This is a genomic window from Paracoccus chinensis (assembly GCF_900102885.1).
Taxonomy (GTDB): Bacteria; Pseudomonadota; Alphaproteobacteria; order Rhodobacterales; family Rhodobacteraceae; genus Paracoccus; species Paracoccus chinensis.
In genome coordinates this window covers 22844-37817 of the sequence record NZ_FNGE01000001.1, presented here as the reverse complement: position 1 = coordinate 37817, position 14974 = coordinate 22844, and the positions used below count along the sequence as shown (strand labels likewise).

At 70.8% G+C, this 14974-nt stretch carries 17 protein-coding genes; 11 read left to right on the top strand and 6 right to left on the bottom strand.

Annotation, left to right across the window (positions count from 1 at the left end):
- Window positions 1–15 precede the first annotated feature (15 nt).
- Window positions 16–1191 (top strand): pyridoxal-phosphate-dependent aminotransferase family protein, encoded by a 1176-nt coding sequence (locus BLQ03_RS00205; protein WP_090751435.1) that lies wholly within the window; start codon window positions 16–18, stop codon window positions 1189–1191.
- A gap of 61 nt (window positions 1192–1252) precedes the next feature.
- Here BLQ03_RS00205 and BLQ03_RS00200 read toward each other — a convergent pair whose 3' ends face one another.
- Together BLQ03_RS00200 and BLQ03_RS00195 are read right to left on the bottom strand one after the other, a co-directional pair.
- Window positions 1253–2110, bottom strand: coding sequence for a TIGR02186 family protein (locus BLQ03_RS00200; protein WP_090751434.1), 858 nt, complete (start codon window positions 2108–2110; stop codon window positions 1253–1255).
- A 2-nt stretch (window positions 2111–2112) separates the two neighbouring features.
- Window positions 2113–3024 (bottom strand): sulfite exporter TauE/SafE family protein, encoded by a 912-nt coding sequence (locus tag BLQ03_RS00195; RefSeq protein ID WP_090751433.1) that lies wholly within the window; start codon window positions 3022–3024, stop codon window positions 2113–2115.
- A gap of 147 nt (window positions 3025–3171) precedes the next feature.
- On the opposite strand from BLQ03_RS00195, the gene surE reads away from it, so the two are divergent.
- Genes surE through BLQ03_RS00180 form a run of 3 tightly spaced genes read left to right on the top strand, consistent with a single transcriptional unit; the run spans window position 3172 to window position 5573 of the window.
- A complete protein-coding gene (gene surE / locus BLQ03_RS00190) occupies window positions 3172–3966 on the top strand; it encodes a 5'/3'-nucleotidase SurE (RefSeq protein WP_090751432.1) in 795 nt (264 codons plus the stop codon).
- Between the two features lie 3 nt (window positions 3967–3969).
- Window positions 3970–4641 (top strand): protein-L-isoaspartate(D-aspartate) O-methyltransferase, encoded by a 672-nt coding sequence (locus tag BLQ03_RS00185; RefSeq protein ID WP_090751431.1) that lies wholly within the window; start codon window positions 3970–3972, stop codon window positions 4639–4641.
- Window positions 4638–5573 (top strand): murein hydrolase activator EnvC family protein, encoded by a 936-nt coding sequence (locus BLQ03_RS00180; protein WP_217629629.1) that lies wholly within the window; start codon window positions 4638–4640, stop codon window positions 5571–5573. The genes BLQ03_RS00185 and BLQ03_RS00180 overlap by 4 nt, the downstream gene beginning before the upstream one ends.
- 383 nt (window positions 5574–5956) lie before the next feature.
- Here BLQ03_RS00180 and BLQ03_RS00175 read toward each other — a convergent pair whose 3' ends face one another.
- From BLQ03_RS00175 to BLQ03_RS00165, 3 genes are read right to left on the bottom strand one after another with little or no spacing between them, the layout of a single operon-like run.
- Window positions 5957–6880 carry a hypothetical protein gene (locus tag BLQ03_RS00175; RefSeq protein ID WP_090751429.1) on the bottom strand — a complete coding sequence of 308 codons (924 nt, stop codon included), beginning with the start codon at window positions 6878–6880 and terminating at the stop codon, window positions 5957–5959.
- A gap of 30 nt (window positions 6881–6910) precedes the next feature.
- Window positions 6911–8317, bottom strand: a complete 1407-nt coding sequence (locus BLQ03_RS00170) for a TolC family outer membrane protein (RefSeq protein WP_245688615.1) — start codon at window positions 8315–8317, stop codon at window positions 6911–6913.
- The gene (locus tag BLQ03_RS00165) at window positions 8314–8967 is read right to left on the bottom strand and encodes a protein-L-isoaspartate O-methyltransferase family protein (protein WP_090751427.1); all 654 of its coding nucleotides are present in this window, start codon (window positions 8965–8967) and stop codon (window positions 8314–8316) included. Before BLQ03_RS00165 ends, BLQ03_RS00170 begins: the two co-directional genes overlap by 4 nt.
- Before the next feature lie 150 nt (window positions 8968–9117).
- Between BLQ03_RS00165 and mog the strand changes: the two genes are divergently transcribed.
- Both mog and BLQ03_RS00155 read left to right on the top strand, forming a co-directional pair.
- Complete coding sequence (gene mog / locus BLQ03_RS00160) at window positions 9118–9660, top strand: molybdopterin adenylyltransferase (RefSeq protein ID WP_090751426.1); 543 nt, start codon at window positions 9118–9120, stop codon at window positions 9658–9660.
- Window positions 9657–9983 carry a hypothetical protein gene (locus tag BLQ03_RS00155; RefSeq protein ID WP_090751425.1) on the top strand — a complete coding sequence of 109 codons (327 nt, stop codon included), beginning with the start codon at window positions 9657–9659 and terminating at the stop codon, window positions 9981–9983. The genes mog and BLQ03_RS00155 overlap by 4 nt, the downstream gene beginning before the upstream one ends.
- Here BLQ03_RS00155 and rsmD read toward each other — a convergent pair.
- A complete protein-coding gene (rsmD, locus tag BLQ03_RS00150; RefSeq protein WP_090751424.1) occupies window positions 9980–10552 on the bottom strand; it encodes a 16S rRNA (guanine(966)-N(2))-methyltransferase RsmD in 573 nt (190 codons plus the stop codon). The two genes, BLQ03_RS00155 and rsmD, sit on opposite strands and share 4 nt — an antisense overlap.
- A 108-nt stretch (window positions 10553–10660) precedes the next feature.
- Between rsmD and rfbC the strand changes: the two genes are divergently transcribed.
- The 5 genes from rfbC (at window position 10661) to rfbA (ending at window position 14944) form a co-directional block, all read left to right on the top strand.
- Complete coding sequence (rfbC, locus tag BLQ03_RS00145; protein ID WP_090751423.1) at window positions 10661–11209, top strand: dTDP-4-dehydrorhamnose 3,5-epimerase; 549 nt, start codon at window positions 10661–10663, stop codon at window positions 11207–11209.
- A gap of 1 nt (window position 11210) precedes the next feature.
- Window positions 11211–12248, top strand: a complete 1038-nt coding sequence (rfbB, locus tag BLQ03_RS00140; RefSeq protein ID WP_090751422.1) for a dTDP-glucose 4,6-dehydratase — start codon at window positions 11211–11213, stop codon at window positions 12246–12248.
- A gap of 64 nt (window positions 12249–12312) precedes the next feature.
- On the top strand, window positions 12313–13230 hold the full coding sequence (locus BLQ03_RS00135) for a hypothetical protein (protein WP_090751421.1): 918 nt from the start codon (window positions 12313–12315) through the stop codon (window positions 13228–13230).
- Window positions 13227–14078 carry a dTDP-4-dehydrorhamnose reductase gene (gene rfbD / locus BLQ03_RS00130; protein WP_090751420.1) on the top strand — a complete coding sequence of 284 codons (852 nt, stop codon included), beginning with the start codon at window positions 13227–13229 and terminating at the stop codon, window positions 14076–14078. Before BLQ03_RS00135 ends, rfbD begins: the two co-directional genes overlap by 4 nt.
- On the top strand, window positions 14075–14944 hold the full coding sequence (rfbA, locus tag BLQ03_RS00125; protein ID WP_090751419.1) for a glucose-1-phosphate thymidylyltransferase RfbA: 870 nt from the start codon (window positions 14075–14077) through the stop codon (window positions 14942–14944). Before rfbD ends, rfbA begins: the two co-directional genes overlap by 4 nt.
- Window positions 14945–14974 lie beyond the last annotated feature (30 nt).

The window sequence follows — 14974 nt, the reverse complement described above, 5'->3', positions numbered from 1 at the left end:
TTCCCGAGGTCTTTCATGAGCTTTGCCGCCGGCCGCCCCGTGCTTGCCATTCCCGGTCCCTCGCCCGTGCCCGACCGGGTGCTGCGGGCGATGCACCGCCCCTCGCCCGACATCTACGGGGGCGAGCTGGTCGAGCTGAACCTGCGCGTCATGGCGGACCTCAAGCGTCTGGCGGGCACGACGCAGCATGTCGCGGCCTATATCGGCAACGGCCATGCCGCCTGGGAGGCCGCGAACATCAACCTCTTTGCGCCGGGCGACCGGGCGCTGGTGCTGGTGTCGGGGCATTTCGGCAGCGCCTGGGCGAACACCGCTGAGGCGATGGGCGTGCAGGTCGAGCGGATCGAATCCGCCCCCTTCACCGCCGTCGATCCCCAGCGCCTGCGCGACCGGCTGGCTGCCGACAAGGCAGGCGAGATCCGGGCCGTGCTGGTCTGCCAGGTGGATACGGCCAGTTCGGTCCGCAGCGACATTCCCGCCCTGCGCGAGGCCATGGGCGACCACCCGGCGGCGCTGGCGGTGGACGCCATCGCCTCGCTGGGCTGCGAGCCGATGCACATGGACGACTGGGGCGTGGACGTGCTGGTTTCGGCCAGCCAGAAGGGAATGATGGTGCCGCCGGGCTTGGGCTTCGTCTGGTATTCCGAGAAGGTCGCCGCGGGCCGTGGCGCGGCCACGCCCTATTGGGACTGGCGCCCCCGCAGCGGCCCCGAGGAGCTGTGGCGCTATTGGGGCGGCACGCCTCCGGTCCAGCACATCTACGGGCTGGCCGAGGCGCTGGCGATGCTGCTGGACGAGGAGGGGCTGGAGGCCGCCTGGGCGCGGCACGAGGGGCTGGCCGCCGCCACCTGGGCGGCGCTGGATGCCTGGGGCGCAGGCGGACAGGGCCCTCGGGCGCTGGTGGCCGACCCGGCGGCGCGGGCGCGTTCGGTCACGGCCGTCCACCTGCCCGGCGCCGGGCGGCTGCGGGCCTGGACCGAGGAAGCCGCCGGGCTGACGCTGGGCATCGGCCTGGGCGCGCCCGAGCCTTCGGACGCGCTGCGGATCGCGCATATGGGCCACATCGCCGCGCCGATGCACCTGGGTACGCTTGCCACGGTCGAGGCGGGAATGGCGGCGCTGGGCCTGCCCCATGCGCCGGGCGGCACGGGCGCCGCCGCGGCCGAGATCGCCCGCCGCGCGGCGCGCTGAAGGGCGCCCGCCTGCCTCCGGAGAAGCCGGACTTTTCCCTTCAGGAAAGCGCGGGGCTGCCTCAGCCCCGCCGAAGTGCCCGGAAGGCCGCCGAGGCGATCAGGCCGGCGGCCATGGCGATGGCCAGCGACATCAGCCCGTACCAGAAGGGCTGCTGGATCGCGAGCCGGTAGAGCCAGCGTTCCAGCCCCACCTTCTGCACCCGGATCGGCACCGTGTCGCTGTCGATCACCTGCCCTTCCCGCAAAAGGAAGATGCGGGCGCGATAGTCGCCCTCGACCAGGTTCGAGGGCAGCTGCACGTCAGCCCGGAACAGCGTGTCCTCGAGGATATGCACGGCGCCCTCGTCCACCCGGTAGCGGCCCGATTCGGTACGCAGGCGCAGCAGCGCCTCGGTGAAGGGGGTGGTGTCCTCGACGTCGAGGCCGCCCGACAGCGCCCGGATGGCAAGCGGCGGCGAGATCCGGTGGCGCACGTCCTCGGCGGGGTCCAGCATGTTTTCCAGGGGCGCGCTGGTGGCCACCACGTAGAAGTCGGGGGCGGCGCCGATGCGGACGCCCTGCGTGTTGACCCAGATTCCTCCGACCCGGTCCTTGCGGCGCACCGTGACGGTCTGCGAGGGGCCTTCCACCGTGACGATGATGCCGGGCGGGGCCGCCGCTGGCGCGGGCCGGTCGCGGCGGATGGCGCCGTAGATCAGGATCTCGGACCCGGTGAAGGTGGCCGTGATCGCCACCTCGTCGCGGGACAATCCGCTGACCAGCCGCTCGGGCGGAGGGGTTTCGGGCGCCGGCACGGCAGGGCCGCGCTGCAGGGGCACGCCGGGCTGCGTGACCGGGGGGTCCTGGGGCGCGGTCTGGCCTGCCGCCGCCAGGGGCAGCAGCGCGGCAAGGGCCGCTGCTGTGATCCACCCGCGCATGCTCAACCCGCCGCGAGCGAGAAAAGGTCGTCCGGCCGCAGCACCAGGTCCAGGGCCAGCCGGCCGCAGACCGCCAGCACCAGCAGGGCCAGCAGCACCCGCAGTTGTTCCGCCCGCAGCTTCGCGCCCCAGTGGGTGCCGATTTGCGCACCGACAACTCCGCCCACGATCAGCAGAACCGCCAGCATGATGTCCACGGTGTTGGAACTGACCGCGTGCATCAGCGTGGTGAAGGCGCTGACCGCCGCGATCTGGAACAGCGAGGTGCCGATCACGACCTTGGTCGGCATCCCCAGCAGATAGATCATCGCAGGCACCATGATGAAGCCGCCTCCGACACCCATCACGGCGGCCAGCACGCCGACGGCCAGCCCAACCAGCAGGGGCGGGATGACGCTGATGTAAAGCCCCGAAGCGCGGAACTTCATCTTCCAGGGCAGGCGGTGGACCCAGCTGTGCTCGTGCAGCCGCCGCTTGGGCGGCGCGGCCGAGCGCGAGGCGATCAGCGCACCCAGGCTTTCGCGCAGCATGGTCAGGCCGATCAGGCCGAGGAACACGACATAGCTCAGCTGGACCACCAGCTCGACCTGCCCCACCCGCTGCAGCAGGTTGAAGACGCCGACGCCCAGCGCGGACCCCGCGATGCCGCCGGCCAGCAGCACCAGCCCCATGCGGATGTCCACCGTCTTGCGCCGCAGATGCGCCAGCACGCCGGAAAAGGACGAGGCCACGACCTGGTTGGCGCCGGTTGCGACCGCGATCGCGGGCGGGATGCCGATGAAGAACAGAAGCGGCGTGATCAGGAAGCCACCGCCCACGCCGAACAGCCCGCTCATCAGCCCGACGATGCCGCCCAGCGCGACCAGGGTAAAGGCATTCACCGAAACTTCGGCGATCGGAAGGAAGATCTGCATGGCTGCCCGGCTTTTGGGCCATCCTGATATCCCAAGGGGCGGGCGTCAAACAGCGATTCGGCCGACTTGCACGTCAAGGCTGCGCGAGGCTAATCAGGATGCGGCCATTCGGGGGCAGAGCATGCCGGCCCCTCGTCAGGGAAAGCGATGCGCATACTCATCACGAACGACGACGGCATCAACGCGCCGGGACTCGAGGCACTGGCCGAAATCGCGGCCGAGCTTGCCGGACCCGGGGGCGAGGTCTGGACGGTGGCCCCCGCCTTCGAGCAGTCGGGCGTGGGCCATTGCATCAGCTATGCCCACCCGACCCTGATCGCGGAACTGTCGCCCCGGCGCTGGGCGGCCGAGGGCAGCCCGGCTGACTGCGTGCTGGCGGGCCTGGGGGACATCCTGTCGGACCGCAGGCCGGACCTGGTGCTCTCGGGCGTGAACCGGGGCAACAACGCGGGCGAGAACGTGATGTATTCGGGCACCATCGGCGGCGCGATGGAAGGGGCGCTGCAGGGCGTGCGCTCGATCGCACTGTCGCAGTACCTGGGACCGGGCACGGCGCGGCTGGACGATCCCTTCGAGGGCGCGCGCCTCCACGGTTCCCGCGTGATCCGGGCGCTGCTCGATCATGCCGACTGGGCCGAGGGCGAGGACTATCCCCTGTTCTACAACGTCAACTTCCCGCCCTGCTCGGCGGCCGAGGTCCGGGGCACCCGCGTCACGCCCCAGGGGCGGCGCGAGGGCGTGGGATTCGGGGTCAAGGCGCAGGTCGCCCCCAACGGGCGGCGCTTCCTGTGGATCGCGGGCGGCTCCCAGCAGGCGCCCGGCGGCACGGGCAGCGATGTCGAGGCCCTGCGCGCGAACCACATCGCCGTGACCCCCATGCGCCCCGACCTGACCTGCCGCGCGACGACCGAGCGGCTGGCCGCGGTGCTGGACGAGGGCTGAGCCATGGTCCCGGCCCCTCCGCCCGACGACCCCGGGGACGGTCCTGCCGAGCGGCAGATGCGCTTCCTGTTTGCGCTGCGCTCGCACGGGGTGACGGACCCGCGCGTCCTGGCCGCGATGGAGCGGATCGACCGCGGCGCCTTCGTGCGCGGCCATTTCGAGGACCGCGCCTACGACGACACGCCCCTGCCCATCGCCTGCGGGCAGACGATCAGCCAGCCCTCGGTCGTGGGGCTGATGACGCAGGCGCTGAATGTGGGCCCGCGCGACGTGGTGCTCGAGATCGGAACGGGCTCGGGCTACCAGGCGGCGATTTTGTCGCTGCTGTGCCGTCGCGTGATGACGGTGGACCGCCATCGCCGGCTGGTGATCGAGGCCGAGGAGGTGTTCCGCCGTCTCGGCCTGACCAACATCACGGCGCGGGTGGCCGACGGCTCCTTCGGGCTGCCCGAGCAGGCGCCATTCGACCGCATCATGGTGACGGCGGCGGCCGAGGACCCTCCGGGGCCGCTGTTGTCGCAACTGAAGGTCGGCGGTATCATGGTCGTGCCGGTCGGGCAGTCGGACGCGGTGCAGACGCTGATCCGCGTGACGCGGACCGAGACGGGCTTCGCTTATGACGAGATGCGGCAGGTGCGGTTCGTGCCGCTGGTCGAGGGGTTGGGACAGACATGACCCCCGGCAGGGACGATGAGGACGGGCAGATGGTCAATTCAGTGACAGCGCGGGCGGGGACCCGCGCGGGTTTCGGTCGGATTGCGGGGCAGGTCGTGGCCTGCGGGCTGGTGCTGGTCCTGGCGGGCTGCGTCCAGCCGGGCGCGACACCGGGGGCGCCTGGGCAGCCCGGGTCCGCCGCAGCGCCGGGTCAGGCGGCTGCGGGGCAACCGGCGGCAGGAGGGGCGGGGACCGTGAGCATGGGTCCGTTCAGGATCCCGCAGATCCGCTGGCCCGTGGGCACTGGCGCTGGTGCGGGCCCGGCCCAGGGGGGCGCTGCGGGCGCCACGCCGCAGGTGACGGACCCCTTCGCAGGGCAGGGCGTCCGCAAGCCCTCGGTCTCGGATGCGACGCCCGCGCGCGCCGCGACGCCGTCCGCGGGTTCGCAGACAACGGCGGCCGTGGTCACCGCGCCGGGCGTCGGGTCGCCCACCCCCCGGCCGCCGTCCTCCGGGCAGCCCTTGCCGCGTGAGGAAACCAAGCCCGCCAGCGCCCCGACGAAGACGGCGGATGCGCCGAACCTGGGCAGCACGCGGACCGCGGCCTCGGGCAGCGGCAAGTTCGCCATGCCGGCCAACGGCTCGATCATGCGGGCCTACAAGAAGGGCACGAACGAGGGCATCGACATCTCGGCCCCGCCGGGGTCGCCCGTGAAGGCGGCGGGTGGCGGGACGGTCGCGGCGGTGACGCGCGACACCGACGGGGTGCCCATCGTGGTCGTGCGGCACGATGACGGGCTGATGACGGTCTATGCGGGCGTGGACAAGCTGTCGGTTGCCAAGGGCGACGCCGTCAAGCGCGGCCAGAGCATCGGCGCCGCCCGCAGCAGCGGCGTCCTGCATTTCGAGGTCCGCGACGGCTTCGACAGCGTCGATCCCGAGGATTACCTGTAGGGCCGTTAGCAGCCTCGACTGAAAGTGCAGGAGACCAAGCCGCCGACCCCGGCTTCTTCCGCCGAGTGTGGCATGCGCGGATCAGAGGCCGGCAGCCGGATTGGCGTTCTGCACCTCCTTGCCTTGGCCCTGCTTGGCAGGGGGCACGTCCTTCGATGCCTGAAGTATTGGCCCCCACATGCGTAGTGCGGGATAACTGGGCACGAGTTACGGATATGTAGAAGGGGGCTGGTGTCTGCGGCTGCCGGTACCTGTATCCGTCCCCTTGTCCTCGCCTGCCGACGCATCCGTGCCAAGCTGCTGACGCAGCAGGCACGGGCGCAGCGGGCGGGGAAGGAACAGGCTCATCCAAGGTGCCTCTCCTGCACCCGCTGCCATAAGGGTCAGGCGGGCCGACGGACCAGTGCTTCGGTCAGCGCGACGACGATCTCGCCGCGGATCATGCCACGGAGGTTGTCGTCCAGGCGGCGCTGCATCTCGGCCTCGAATTCCTCGCGCACGACCTCGCGCAGCAGGGCACGCAGCGGGTTTTCCTCGGTTACGGGATTTGCAGAGGCAGGGGCGGGGGCCGCAGCCGACGAAGCCGCAGGGACCATGTTCTGCGCGCAGCGTTCCGGAGCGCCTGCCATCATGGGCTCGGCATGCAGGGGCGAGACGACGCCGGTCGGGTAGGCATGCATGGTCGTTTCCTTGTTCGAAGGGCTGGGAAGGTCATGAGGGTTGCTGTCACGTGCGTCGGAGCCCGGCGCGGCAGGAGAACCGCTTCCGGCATCCAGCATGGGCTGCGCATCGGTACCAGTGGTCACCATCGGCGCCGTGTCAGGCATCACCGCAACTTCATCGAGAGAGGGGTCGGCCCCATCCTGCTCGGCGCTTGGTGCCGCTTCCTCGGGCGGGGCAACCACAGGCCGGGGCGCTGCAATCTCCTGCGACAGGCGCAGGGGTCCGGCCGCATCACTGGCCGCCTCTGCCGTGGCGATCATCGCCTCTGGCTTCAGGCGCAGCGGCATCTGGCCAGGGCCGGAGTCAAACTGCCGGATCATGCCGGGAGCCGCGAGGTGCGCAACCTCGGGCAAGGTTGCCGCCCGGTCGCCGTCCACAAACGGAGCCCTGACGGATCGGGCACAGCCGAGGCTTGTCGCGCAGGGCAGGGCGCCATCCCGGGCGAAGGATGCGCCGGTCATCCGGGCGCCCTCGCCCCTGGCGCCGGTTATCGCATTGTCGCTGGCGATCAGCCGGCGGATCGAGGCGAGCACGTCGCCCGTGTCAACGGGCGCAGGCTCGAACAGGCAAGCCGCCCCGGTCATGCCATCGCCCCCGGAAGGGAGGCGAGGCGCCTAGTTGCCGCCGCCCGGCTGCTTGCCGATCGCGCGCAGGACGCGGTCGAGGCTTTCGCCCTGGCTGCTGGTATAGGGCGCGTCGCGGACCGCGCTGTAATAGGCCGATGGATCATAGGTGGGTATCCCCAACTGCAGCTCTGCTACCGTCAGCAAACCCATAGCGGCCAATAATTGATAATGTGCTAACTGCAGGTTGGATTCCGCCGTGATCAAGTCCACCTGCGCTTCCAGAAGCTCCTGTTCGGCATCCAGCACATCCAGCGTGGTGCGCGCGCCCAGCGTGGCTTCCTCGCGCACGCCCTCATAAGCCTCGCGCGCGGCCACGATCTGTTCCTCGATGGCCCCGATCTGGGCACGGGCCACGTCGATGTTGGCCCAGGCGGTCCCGACCGACTGCTCGACCTGCCGCGCCGTGTCCAGCAGCGCCGAGCGCGCCGAATCGCGCCGCGCCATCGCCTGGCGGTGCACCGCCGGAAGGCGCCCGCCGGAATAGATCGTCTGGCTTGCCTGCACCCCCGCCCGCAGCGTGGTGGTGTTTTCCTGTCCCGAGGAGCCCAGCAGCGTCCGCCCCGGCGCGCGCGTGGTGCCAAGCCCCAGCGAGCCCGTCAGCTGGGGGCGGCGCTCGGCCTGGGCGGCGGCCACGGACAGTTCCGCCGCCGCCACGGTGCGCTGCGACTGGCGGACCGCCGGATGGGTGCGGCGTGCCGTCTCGCGCGCCAGTTCCAGTGAGGCGGGGCGCTGCGGCAGGGGCGGGGGCGCGTCCAGGTCATCGGGGAAGCGCCCGACGGCGGCCCGGTAGTTCTCGCGCGCGACCTCGAGCTGACCCTCCGCCGAGGCCAGCCCGGCCCGGCTGGAGGCCAGCTGGGCTTCGGCCAGCGCCACGTCGGTCGAGGTGATCTCGCCCACGTCGAAGCGGTCCTGCGCCGCCTGTCGTTCGCGCGACAGAAGCTGGACCGAACTGCCTTGCAGGGCCACCTGCTGCTCGGCGCTGCGGACATCCAGGAAGGCCTGCACCGCGGTCAGCAGCACGTCCTGCTCGACCGAAACCAGCGATTCCCGCGTGGCGAGCACCTGTTCCTTGGCGATGTCGATCGCCAGCTGGCCCCGGCCCCAGTCGTAAAGCGTCATCTGCCCGACCAGCTCCAGCGTGGTCGAGACAGCCTCGATCCCGTCCACCTGCTGGAAGTTGTGCGAGGCCGCCCATTGGACCACCGGGCGCAGCGTGGACATGGCCTGGGCCACGTCCTCGTCGGCCGCCCGCAGAAGCGCGCGGTTCTGATCCAGGAGGGCCGAGTTGCGATAAGCCGCGACAAGGGTGTCGGCCAGCGATTCGGCCCAGGCCGGCGCGCTGGACAGCGCCGTTCCCAGGGTCAGCGCCGCGACAAGAAGACGGCGCCGGATCACAGCGTGAACTCGCGGACGCGGCGGAAGCCCGGCAGGACAGGCGCCCCGGCGTTGAAGGCGTAGCGCCATGTGATCACCCCGTCGAGCTTGACCCCGCTGCGCACGACCCCCACGGTCGCGTCGAGAAACAGGGTGATGATGCGGCCGCCTTCGGCCAGTTGTTCGGCCAGGGAGTCGGGCAGTTCCTCGATGGCGCCCTCGATCAGAATGGCGTCGTAAGGAGCCTCGGCCTTGTGCCCGGCGGCCAGCGGCCCCTGGACGACCGCCACGTTGTCGGCCCCGATCCCGGCCAGCCTGCGCGTCGCTTCGGCGGCCATCTCGGCATCCTCCTCGACGGCGACGACCGCCTGGGCCAGCCGTCCCAGCACCGCGGCCGTGTAGCCGTAGCCCGCCGCCAGGTTCAGGACCAGCTCGGTCGGCTGGAGATCCAGCGCGTCGATCATCTTGGCGATGGTGCGGGGCTCCAGGACGACCCGGCCCCGCGCGATCTCGATGTTCTCGCCGACATAGGCCACGTCGCGGCGGCTGTCGGGCACGAACTCCTCGCGCGGGATCTCGAGCATCGCGGCAATGACGTTGTACTTGGTGACATCGTTCGGGCGGACCTGGGTGTCCACCATCATCGTTCGGCGTTCCTGGTAGTCGATCATGGCGGCAATCCGGCGTTGCTTTTGCCCGATCTTTGGCACGATTGCCCGCGCGGGGCAACGCCGCTGGAGGCCGCACCCGGCGCAGATCGCCGTTTCAACTTACGCGATTCCGCTGCAGGATGCGGCAGACTTGCCACGCCGGAGCCCACCTTGACCCAGCGCCAGACCGCCCGCATCGCCATCGTGACCGTGTCAGACCGTGCCAGCCGCGGCGAATACGAGGACCGCGGCGGCCCCGCTGCCGAAGCCTGGCTGCGCGAGGTCGTGACCTCGCCGGTCGAGATCGCGCGCCACATCATCCCCGACGGCCGCGAGGGGGTCGCCGCGACCCTGCGCCGCCTGGCCGAGGGCGAGGGGACCGACCTGATCCTCGTCACCGGCGGCACTGGCCCGGCCCCCCGCGACGAGACGCCCGAGGCTCTGGCCGGCGTCATCGAAAAGGAACTGCCCGGCTTCGGCGAGGAGATGCGCCGCGCGAGCCTGGCCGAGGGCGTGCCGACCGCGATCCTGTCGCGCCAGACGGCGGGCATCCGCGGTGCCTGCCTGATGATCCTCCTGCCCGGCAAGCCCGCCGCCATCGCCACCTGCCTCGACGCGGTCTTCGCAGCGGTGCCCTATTGCCTAGACCTGATCGGCGCCGGGCGCATCGAGACGAACCCCGCGCGGATCACGGCCTTCCGGCCCAAGGGGTGAACCGGCGGCAGCGGAGCGGCCGGGGCCGCTGGCAGGGTCAGGGCCCCGAGCGCCTCGGGCTCCGGCTGCCGCGCCCTCGCTTCCGTCAGGCGAAGCCGCGGTCGCTGGCCGGCATCGTGGCGCTGGTGCTGGCAGGACTGCCCTTGGCGAGCTTCCTCTGCATCGCCGTCGGGATCGTTCCTGCCGTGCCTGCCGCCGCATGGGCCGGGACGCCTGCCGATGTCGTGCGGCTGATCGCATTGATGTCCATCGCTTTCTGGCACGCCGCGGTGGTCTGGACGGTCCTTCTTGCCGCCCTGGGTCTCTGGGCCCTGAGCCGTTAGGCCCCGGCTTCCGATCCTGTCCGCAGCAGCGTGACCAGCGTGTCGCCGTAGCGGCGCTGGTCGATGGGGATCAGTCCCGGCGGGGGCAGGGGGGCGGTATCCTCCTCCCACACGACCATGGCCTCGGGGGCGAGCCAGCCGCCGGCCAGCGCCGAGGCCAGCGCCGCCTCGCCCAGCCGCTGGCCATAGGGCGGGTCGAGGAACACCAGATCGTAGCCCGCGCCCCGGTTCGGGCCGAGGTTGGTGGCGTCGCGCCGCCAGATGTCGGTCACGCCCATGGCGCGGGCCTTTTCCACGTTCGCCCGCAGCAGCGCGCGGGCAGCCGCGCCCTCGTCCACGAAGGCGACCCGCGCCGCGCCCCGAGACAGGGCCTCAAGCCCCAGCGCCCCGGTTCCGGCAAACAGGTCCAGCACCCGCGCGCCCTCGATGGGAAAGCCGTGGCTGTTCAACAGCAGGTTGAAGACGGCCTCGCGCACCCGGTCGGTCGTGGGGCGCAGGTGGGCGGCGGGATCGCCCGCGCCGACTTCGGCCAGTTTCAGCCCGCGCAGGCGGCCGCCGACGATTCGCATGGGAAGCTCTCCTGTGACGATGCGGCGCGGGACCGCCGCGGTTGCAGGCGGCTTTCCCTTTCCCGTGAAAAATGGCAAGCGCCCCCTTGCGGAGTTGAGGGGTTATTGATGCAGATCGAGGAAACGGCCCTGCCGGGCGTGCTGATCCTGACGCCGGCGCGGCATGGCGATGCGCGCGGCTTCTTCTCGGAAAGCTGGAACCGGCGCACTCTGGAAGAGGCGGGCGTGCGCCTGCCCGAGTTCGTGCAGGACAACCACTCGCTCTCGGCGAAGGCGGGCACGCTGCGGGGGCTGCACTACCAAGCGCCGCCGCATGAGCAGGGCAAGCTGGTGCGCTGCGGGCGCGGCGCGCTTTACGACGTGGCCGTGGACGGGCGGCATGGCAGCCCGACCTATGGGCAGTGGGTGGGCGTGGAACTCAGCTTCGAGAACGGCCGCCAACTCTGGGTGCCGCCGGGCTTTCTGCACGGCTTCGTGACGCGGGTGGACGACACCGAGGTCGTCTACAAATGCACGGGCTTTTACGACAAGGCCGCCGACGGTGCGGTGCGCTGGGACAGCCTCGGCATCGACTGGGGCGTGGCCGATCCGCTCCTGTCCGACAAGGACCAGGCGGCCGTTCCCTTCGCTGACTGGCAATCCCCCTTCGAGGCCTGAGATGAAGATACTGGTAACGGGCGGCGCGGGCTTCATCGGCTCGGCGGTGGTGCGGCTGGCGGTTTCGCGCGGGCACGAGGTCGTCAACCTCGACGCGCTGACCTATGCGGCGAACCTGGAAAACGTGGCGGGCGTGGCGGAGAGCCCGCGGTATGCCTTTGAGCAGGCCGACATCCGCGACCGCGCGGCGCTGGACCGGGTGTTTGGGAAGCACAAGCCCGATGCGGTGATGCACCTAGCGGCCGAAAGCCACGTGGACCGATCCATCGACGGCCCCGGCGCCTTCATCGAGACCAACGTGACCGGCACCTACAACCTGCTGGAAGCCGCGCGGGCCTTCTGGACGGGGCAGGGCAAACCCGAGGGCTTCCGCTTCCACCACATCTCGACCGACGAGGTCTTCGGCTCTCTGGGCGAGACGGGCCAGTTCACCGAAGACACGCCCTATGACCCGCGCTCGCCCTATTCGGCGTCCAAGGCGGCGAGCGACCACCTGGTCCGCGCCTGGCACGAGACCTACGGGCTGCCGGTGGTGCTGACGAACTGCTCGAACAACTACGGCCCCTTCCACTTCCCCGAAAAGCTGGTGCCGGTGGTGATCCTCAATGCCCTGCACGGGCGCGAGATCCCGGTCTACGGCGACGGGGGCAACGTGCGCGACTGGCTGTATGTCGAGGACCACGCCGACGCGCTGCTGCTGTGCCTGGAACAGGGCGCGGTCGGACGCAGCTACAACATCGGCGGCGAGAACGAGGCGCGCAACATCGACCTCGTGCGCATGATCTGCGCGCATCTGGACGAACTGCGCCCCGCAGGCGCGCCCCATGACCGGCTGATCCGCTTTGTCACCGACCGCCCCGGCCATGACCGGCGCTATGCGATCGATCCCACCCGCATCCGCACCGAACTGGGCTGGCGCCCCTCGGTCACGGTCGAGGAAGGCCTGCGCCGCACCGTCGCCTGGTATCTCGACAACGAGGCCTGGTGGCGCCCGCTTCTCGATCGCGAGGGCGTGGGCCGGCGCCTGGGCACGGCCTGAGAATGCGCGTCCGCAGGGATCTTCGGGCCGGGCCGGGGCCACGGCGCCTTCGGGGGCGGGGCTGATGACGGGCCGCCGCTCGCTCTTCCTGCATGTCGGGCTGCCCCATTGCGGATCGTCGGCGCTGCAGGACTGGGCCGGCACGAACCGCGAGCTGCTGGCCGCGCAGGGGCTGGGCTGGCCCGAGACCGACGACTGCGGGCTGATGGCCGCGCGCCACCGCTGGCTTGTCTCGGCGCTGCGGCACGGGCCGGACGAACGGCTGCCCGCCGTGCTGGCAGGGGCCGCCGGCGACGTCCTCATCTCGGCCGAGGGGCTGACGCTGCATTTCCACGACTTCGCGCCCGAACATCTGGCCTGGTTCCGCGAGGAAACGGAAGGCTGGGACGTGCGGCTGATCCTGATGACGCGCGACCTGTCGGGCTGGCAGCGGTCCATGTGGAAGCAGTGCATGATCAACCCGCCCGAGGAAGGCATGGACTTCGCGCTGGATCTGGACATGGCCGACTTCGCTGCCCGACCACGGGTGCAGAAGCTGACCGACCTCAAGGGGCTGCGGCGCGATCTCGCGGCGGGCTTCGGCGCGCGCGACCTGATCGAGCTGTCCGCGCAGGACAACTGGATGCCGAAGCTTGCGCGCGTGATCGACATCGACGCGACCGGGGCGACTGTGCCCGAGCGACGGCATGAATCCATCGCGGACTCGGTCGTCCCCGCGGTGTTGAGGATCAACGCCCTGGGCGCGCAGGGCGGCCCGCGCGACGCGCTGCTGGCGCTGATGCAGGACACCCTGGACACCCGCAACGACACGCTGCGCGAGCTTGCGCGCCAGCAGGCGGCGCAGCCCGACCCCCGGACCGGGACGTTGGCGGCCCTGCTGGACGAGCTGGAAGCCGAAAGCCGCGCCGATCCCACAACCGCCTGGCTGTTCCAGGCAATGGCCGAGCAACTCGAGCGCCGCAAGCAGGAGGGCACGACATGACGGATCTTCTGATCTTCGGACGGACGGGGCAGGTGGCGCTGGAAGTGGCGCGGCTTGCTCCGGCGGCGCGGTTCCTGGGGCGCGACGAGGCCGATCTGACCGATCCCGCCGGTTGCGCCGCGCGGATCCTCGCTGCCCGACCGGCCGCCGTCATCAATGCGGCCGCTTATACGGCGGTGGACCGGGCCGAGAGCGACGCCGCCACCGCCCGGCTGGTCAATGCCGAGGCGCCGGGCGCCATGGCCCGTGCCTGCGCCGAACTGGGCATCCCCTTCGTCCACGTCTCGACCGACTACGTCTTCGACGGCTCGGGCGAGGCGCCCCGTGCCGAAGATGACCCGACCGGCCCGCTGGGCGTCTACGGCCAGACCAAGCTGGACGGCGAGCGCGCCATTGCCGCCGCGAGCGGGCAATGGGCGGTGATGCGGACCTCCTGGGTCTTCTCGGCGCATGGGGCGAACTTCGTGAAGACCATGCGCCGGCTCGGGGCCGAGCGCGACCGGCTGACGGTCGTGGCCGACCAGATCGGTGGACCCACCCCCGCCGCCGACATCGCGGCCGCGCTGCTGGTCATGGCACGGGCGATGATCGCGGACCCCGCGAAGGGCGGCATCTATCACTTCGCCGGCGCCCCCGACACCAGCTGGGCCGGTTTCGCGCGCGAGATCTTCGCCCGGTCCGGCCTGTCGCCGCAGGTCGAGGACATCCCGACCAGCGCCTATCCCACACCCGCACGACGGCCGTTGAACTCGCGCCTCGACTGCACCGCCATTTCCCGCGACTTCGGCATTGCGCGCCCCGACTGGCGCGAAGGGCTGGGCCGCGTCATTCAGGAGCTTTCCGCATGAGCAGCCGCAAGGGCATCATCCTGGCCGGCGGGTCGGGCACCCGCCTTTATCCGATCACGCTTGGCGTCTCGAAGCAGCTTCTGCCCGTCTATGACAAGCCGATGATCTATTATCCGCTGTCGGTCCTGATGCTGACCGGCATCCGCGAGATCGCCATCATCACCACGCCCGACGACCAGGCGCAATTTCAGCGCCTGCTGGGGGACGGCAGCCAGTGGGGGATCGCGCTTACCTGGATCGTCCAGTCCCGGCCCGAGGGGCTGGCGCAGGCCTATATCCTGGCCGAGGAGTTCCTTGCCGGGGCCCCGTCGGCGATGGTGCTGGGCGACAACATCTTCTACGGCCACGGGCTGACCGAGCTGCTGGCGGCCGCGGACGGGCGGGAAGACGCGACCGTCTTCGGCTATCACGTGGCCGACCCCGAGCGCTATGGTGTCGTCGCCTTCGACGACGGCGGCCGGGCCGTGCAGATCATCGAAAAGCCCGCCGTGCCGCCCTCGAACTACGCGGTGACAGGGCTCTACTTCCTCGACGCCGACGCGCCGCGCCGCGCGCGCGAGGTCCAGCCCTCGGACCGGGGCGAACTCGAGATCACAACGCTTCTGGAAACCTACCTGCACGAAGGCCGCCTGACGGTCGAGCGCATGGGCCGGGGCTTCGCTTGGCTCGACACCGGCACCCATGGCAGCCTGCTGGACGCGGGCAACTTCGTGCGCACACTGGAAACGCGGCAAGGCATGCAATCCGGCAGCCCCGACGAGGCCGCCTATCAGCAGGGCTGGATCAGCGATGTCCAGCTGCGCCGACAGGCGCAAAGGTTTGGAAAGACCGACTACGGACGGTATCTGGCAAGGCTGCTGGACTGACCGCCGCCCGAAAGCGTGAGATTGCGACCG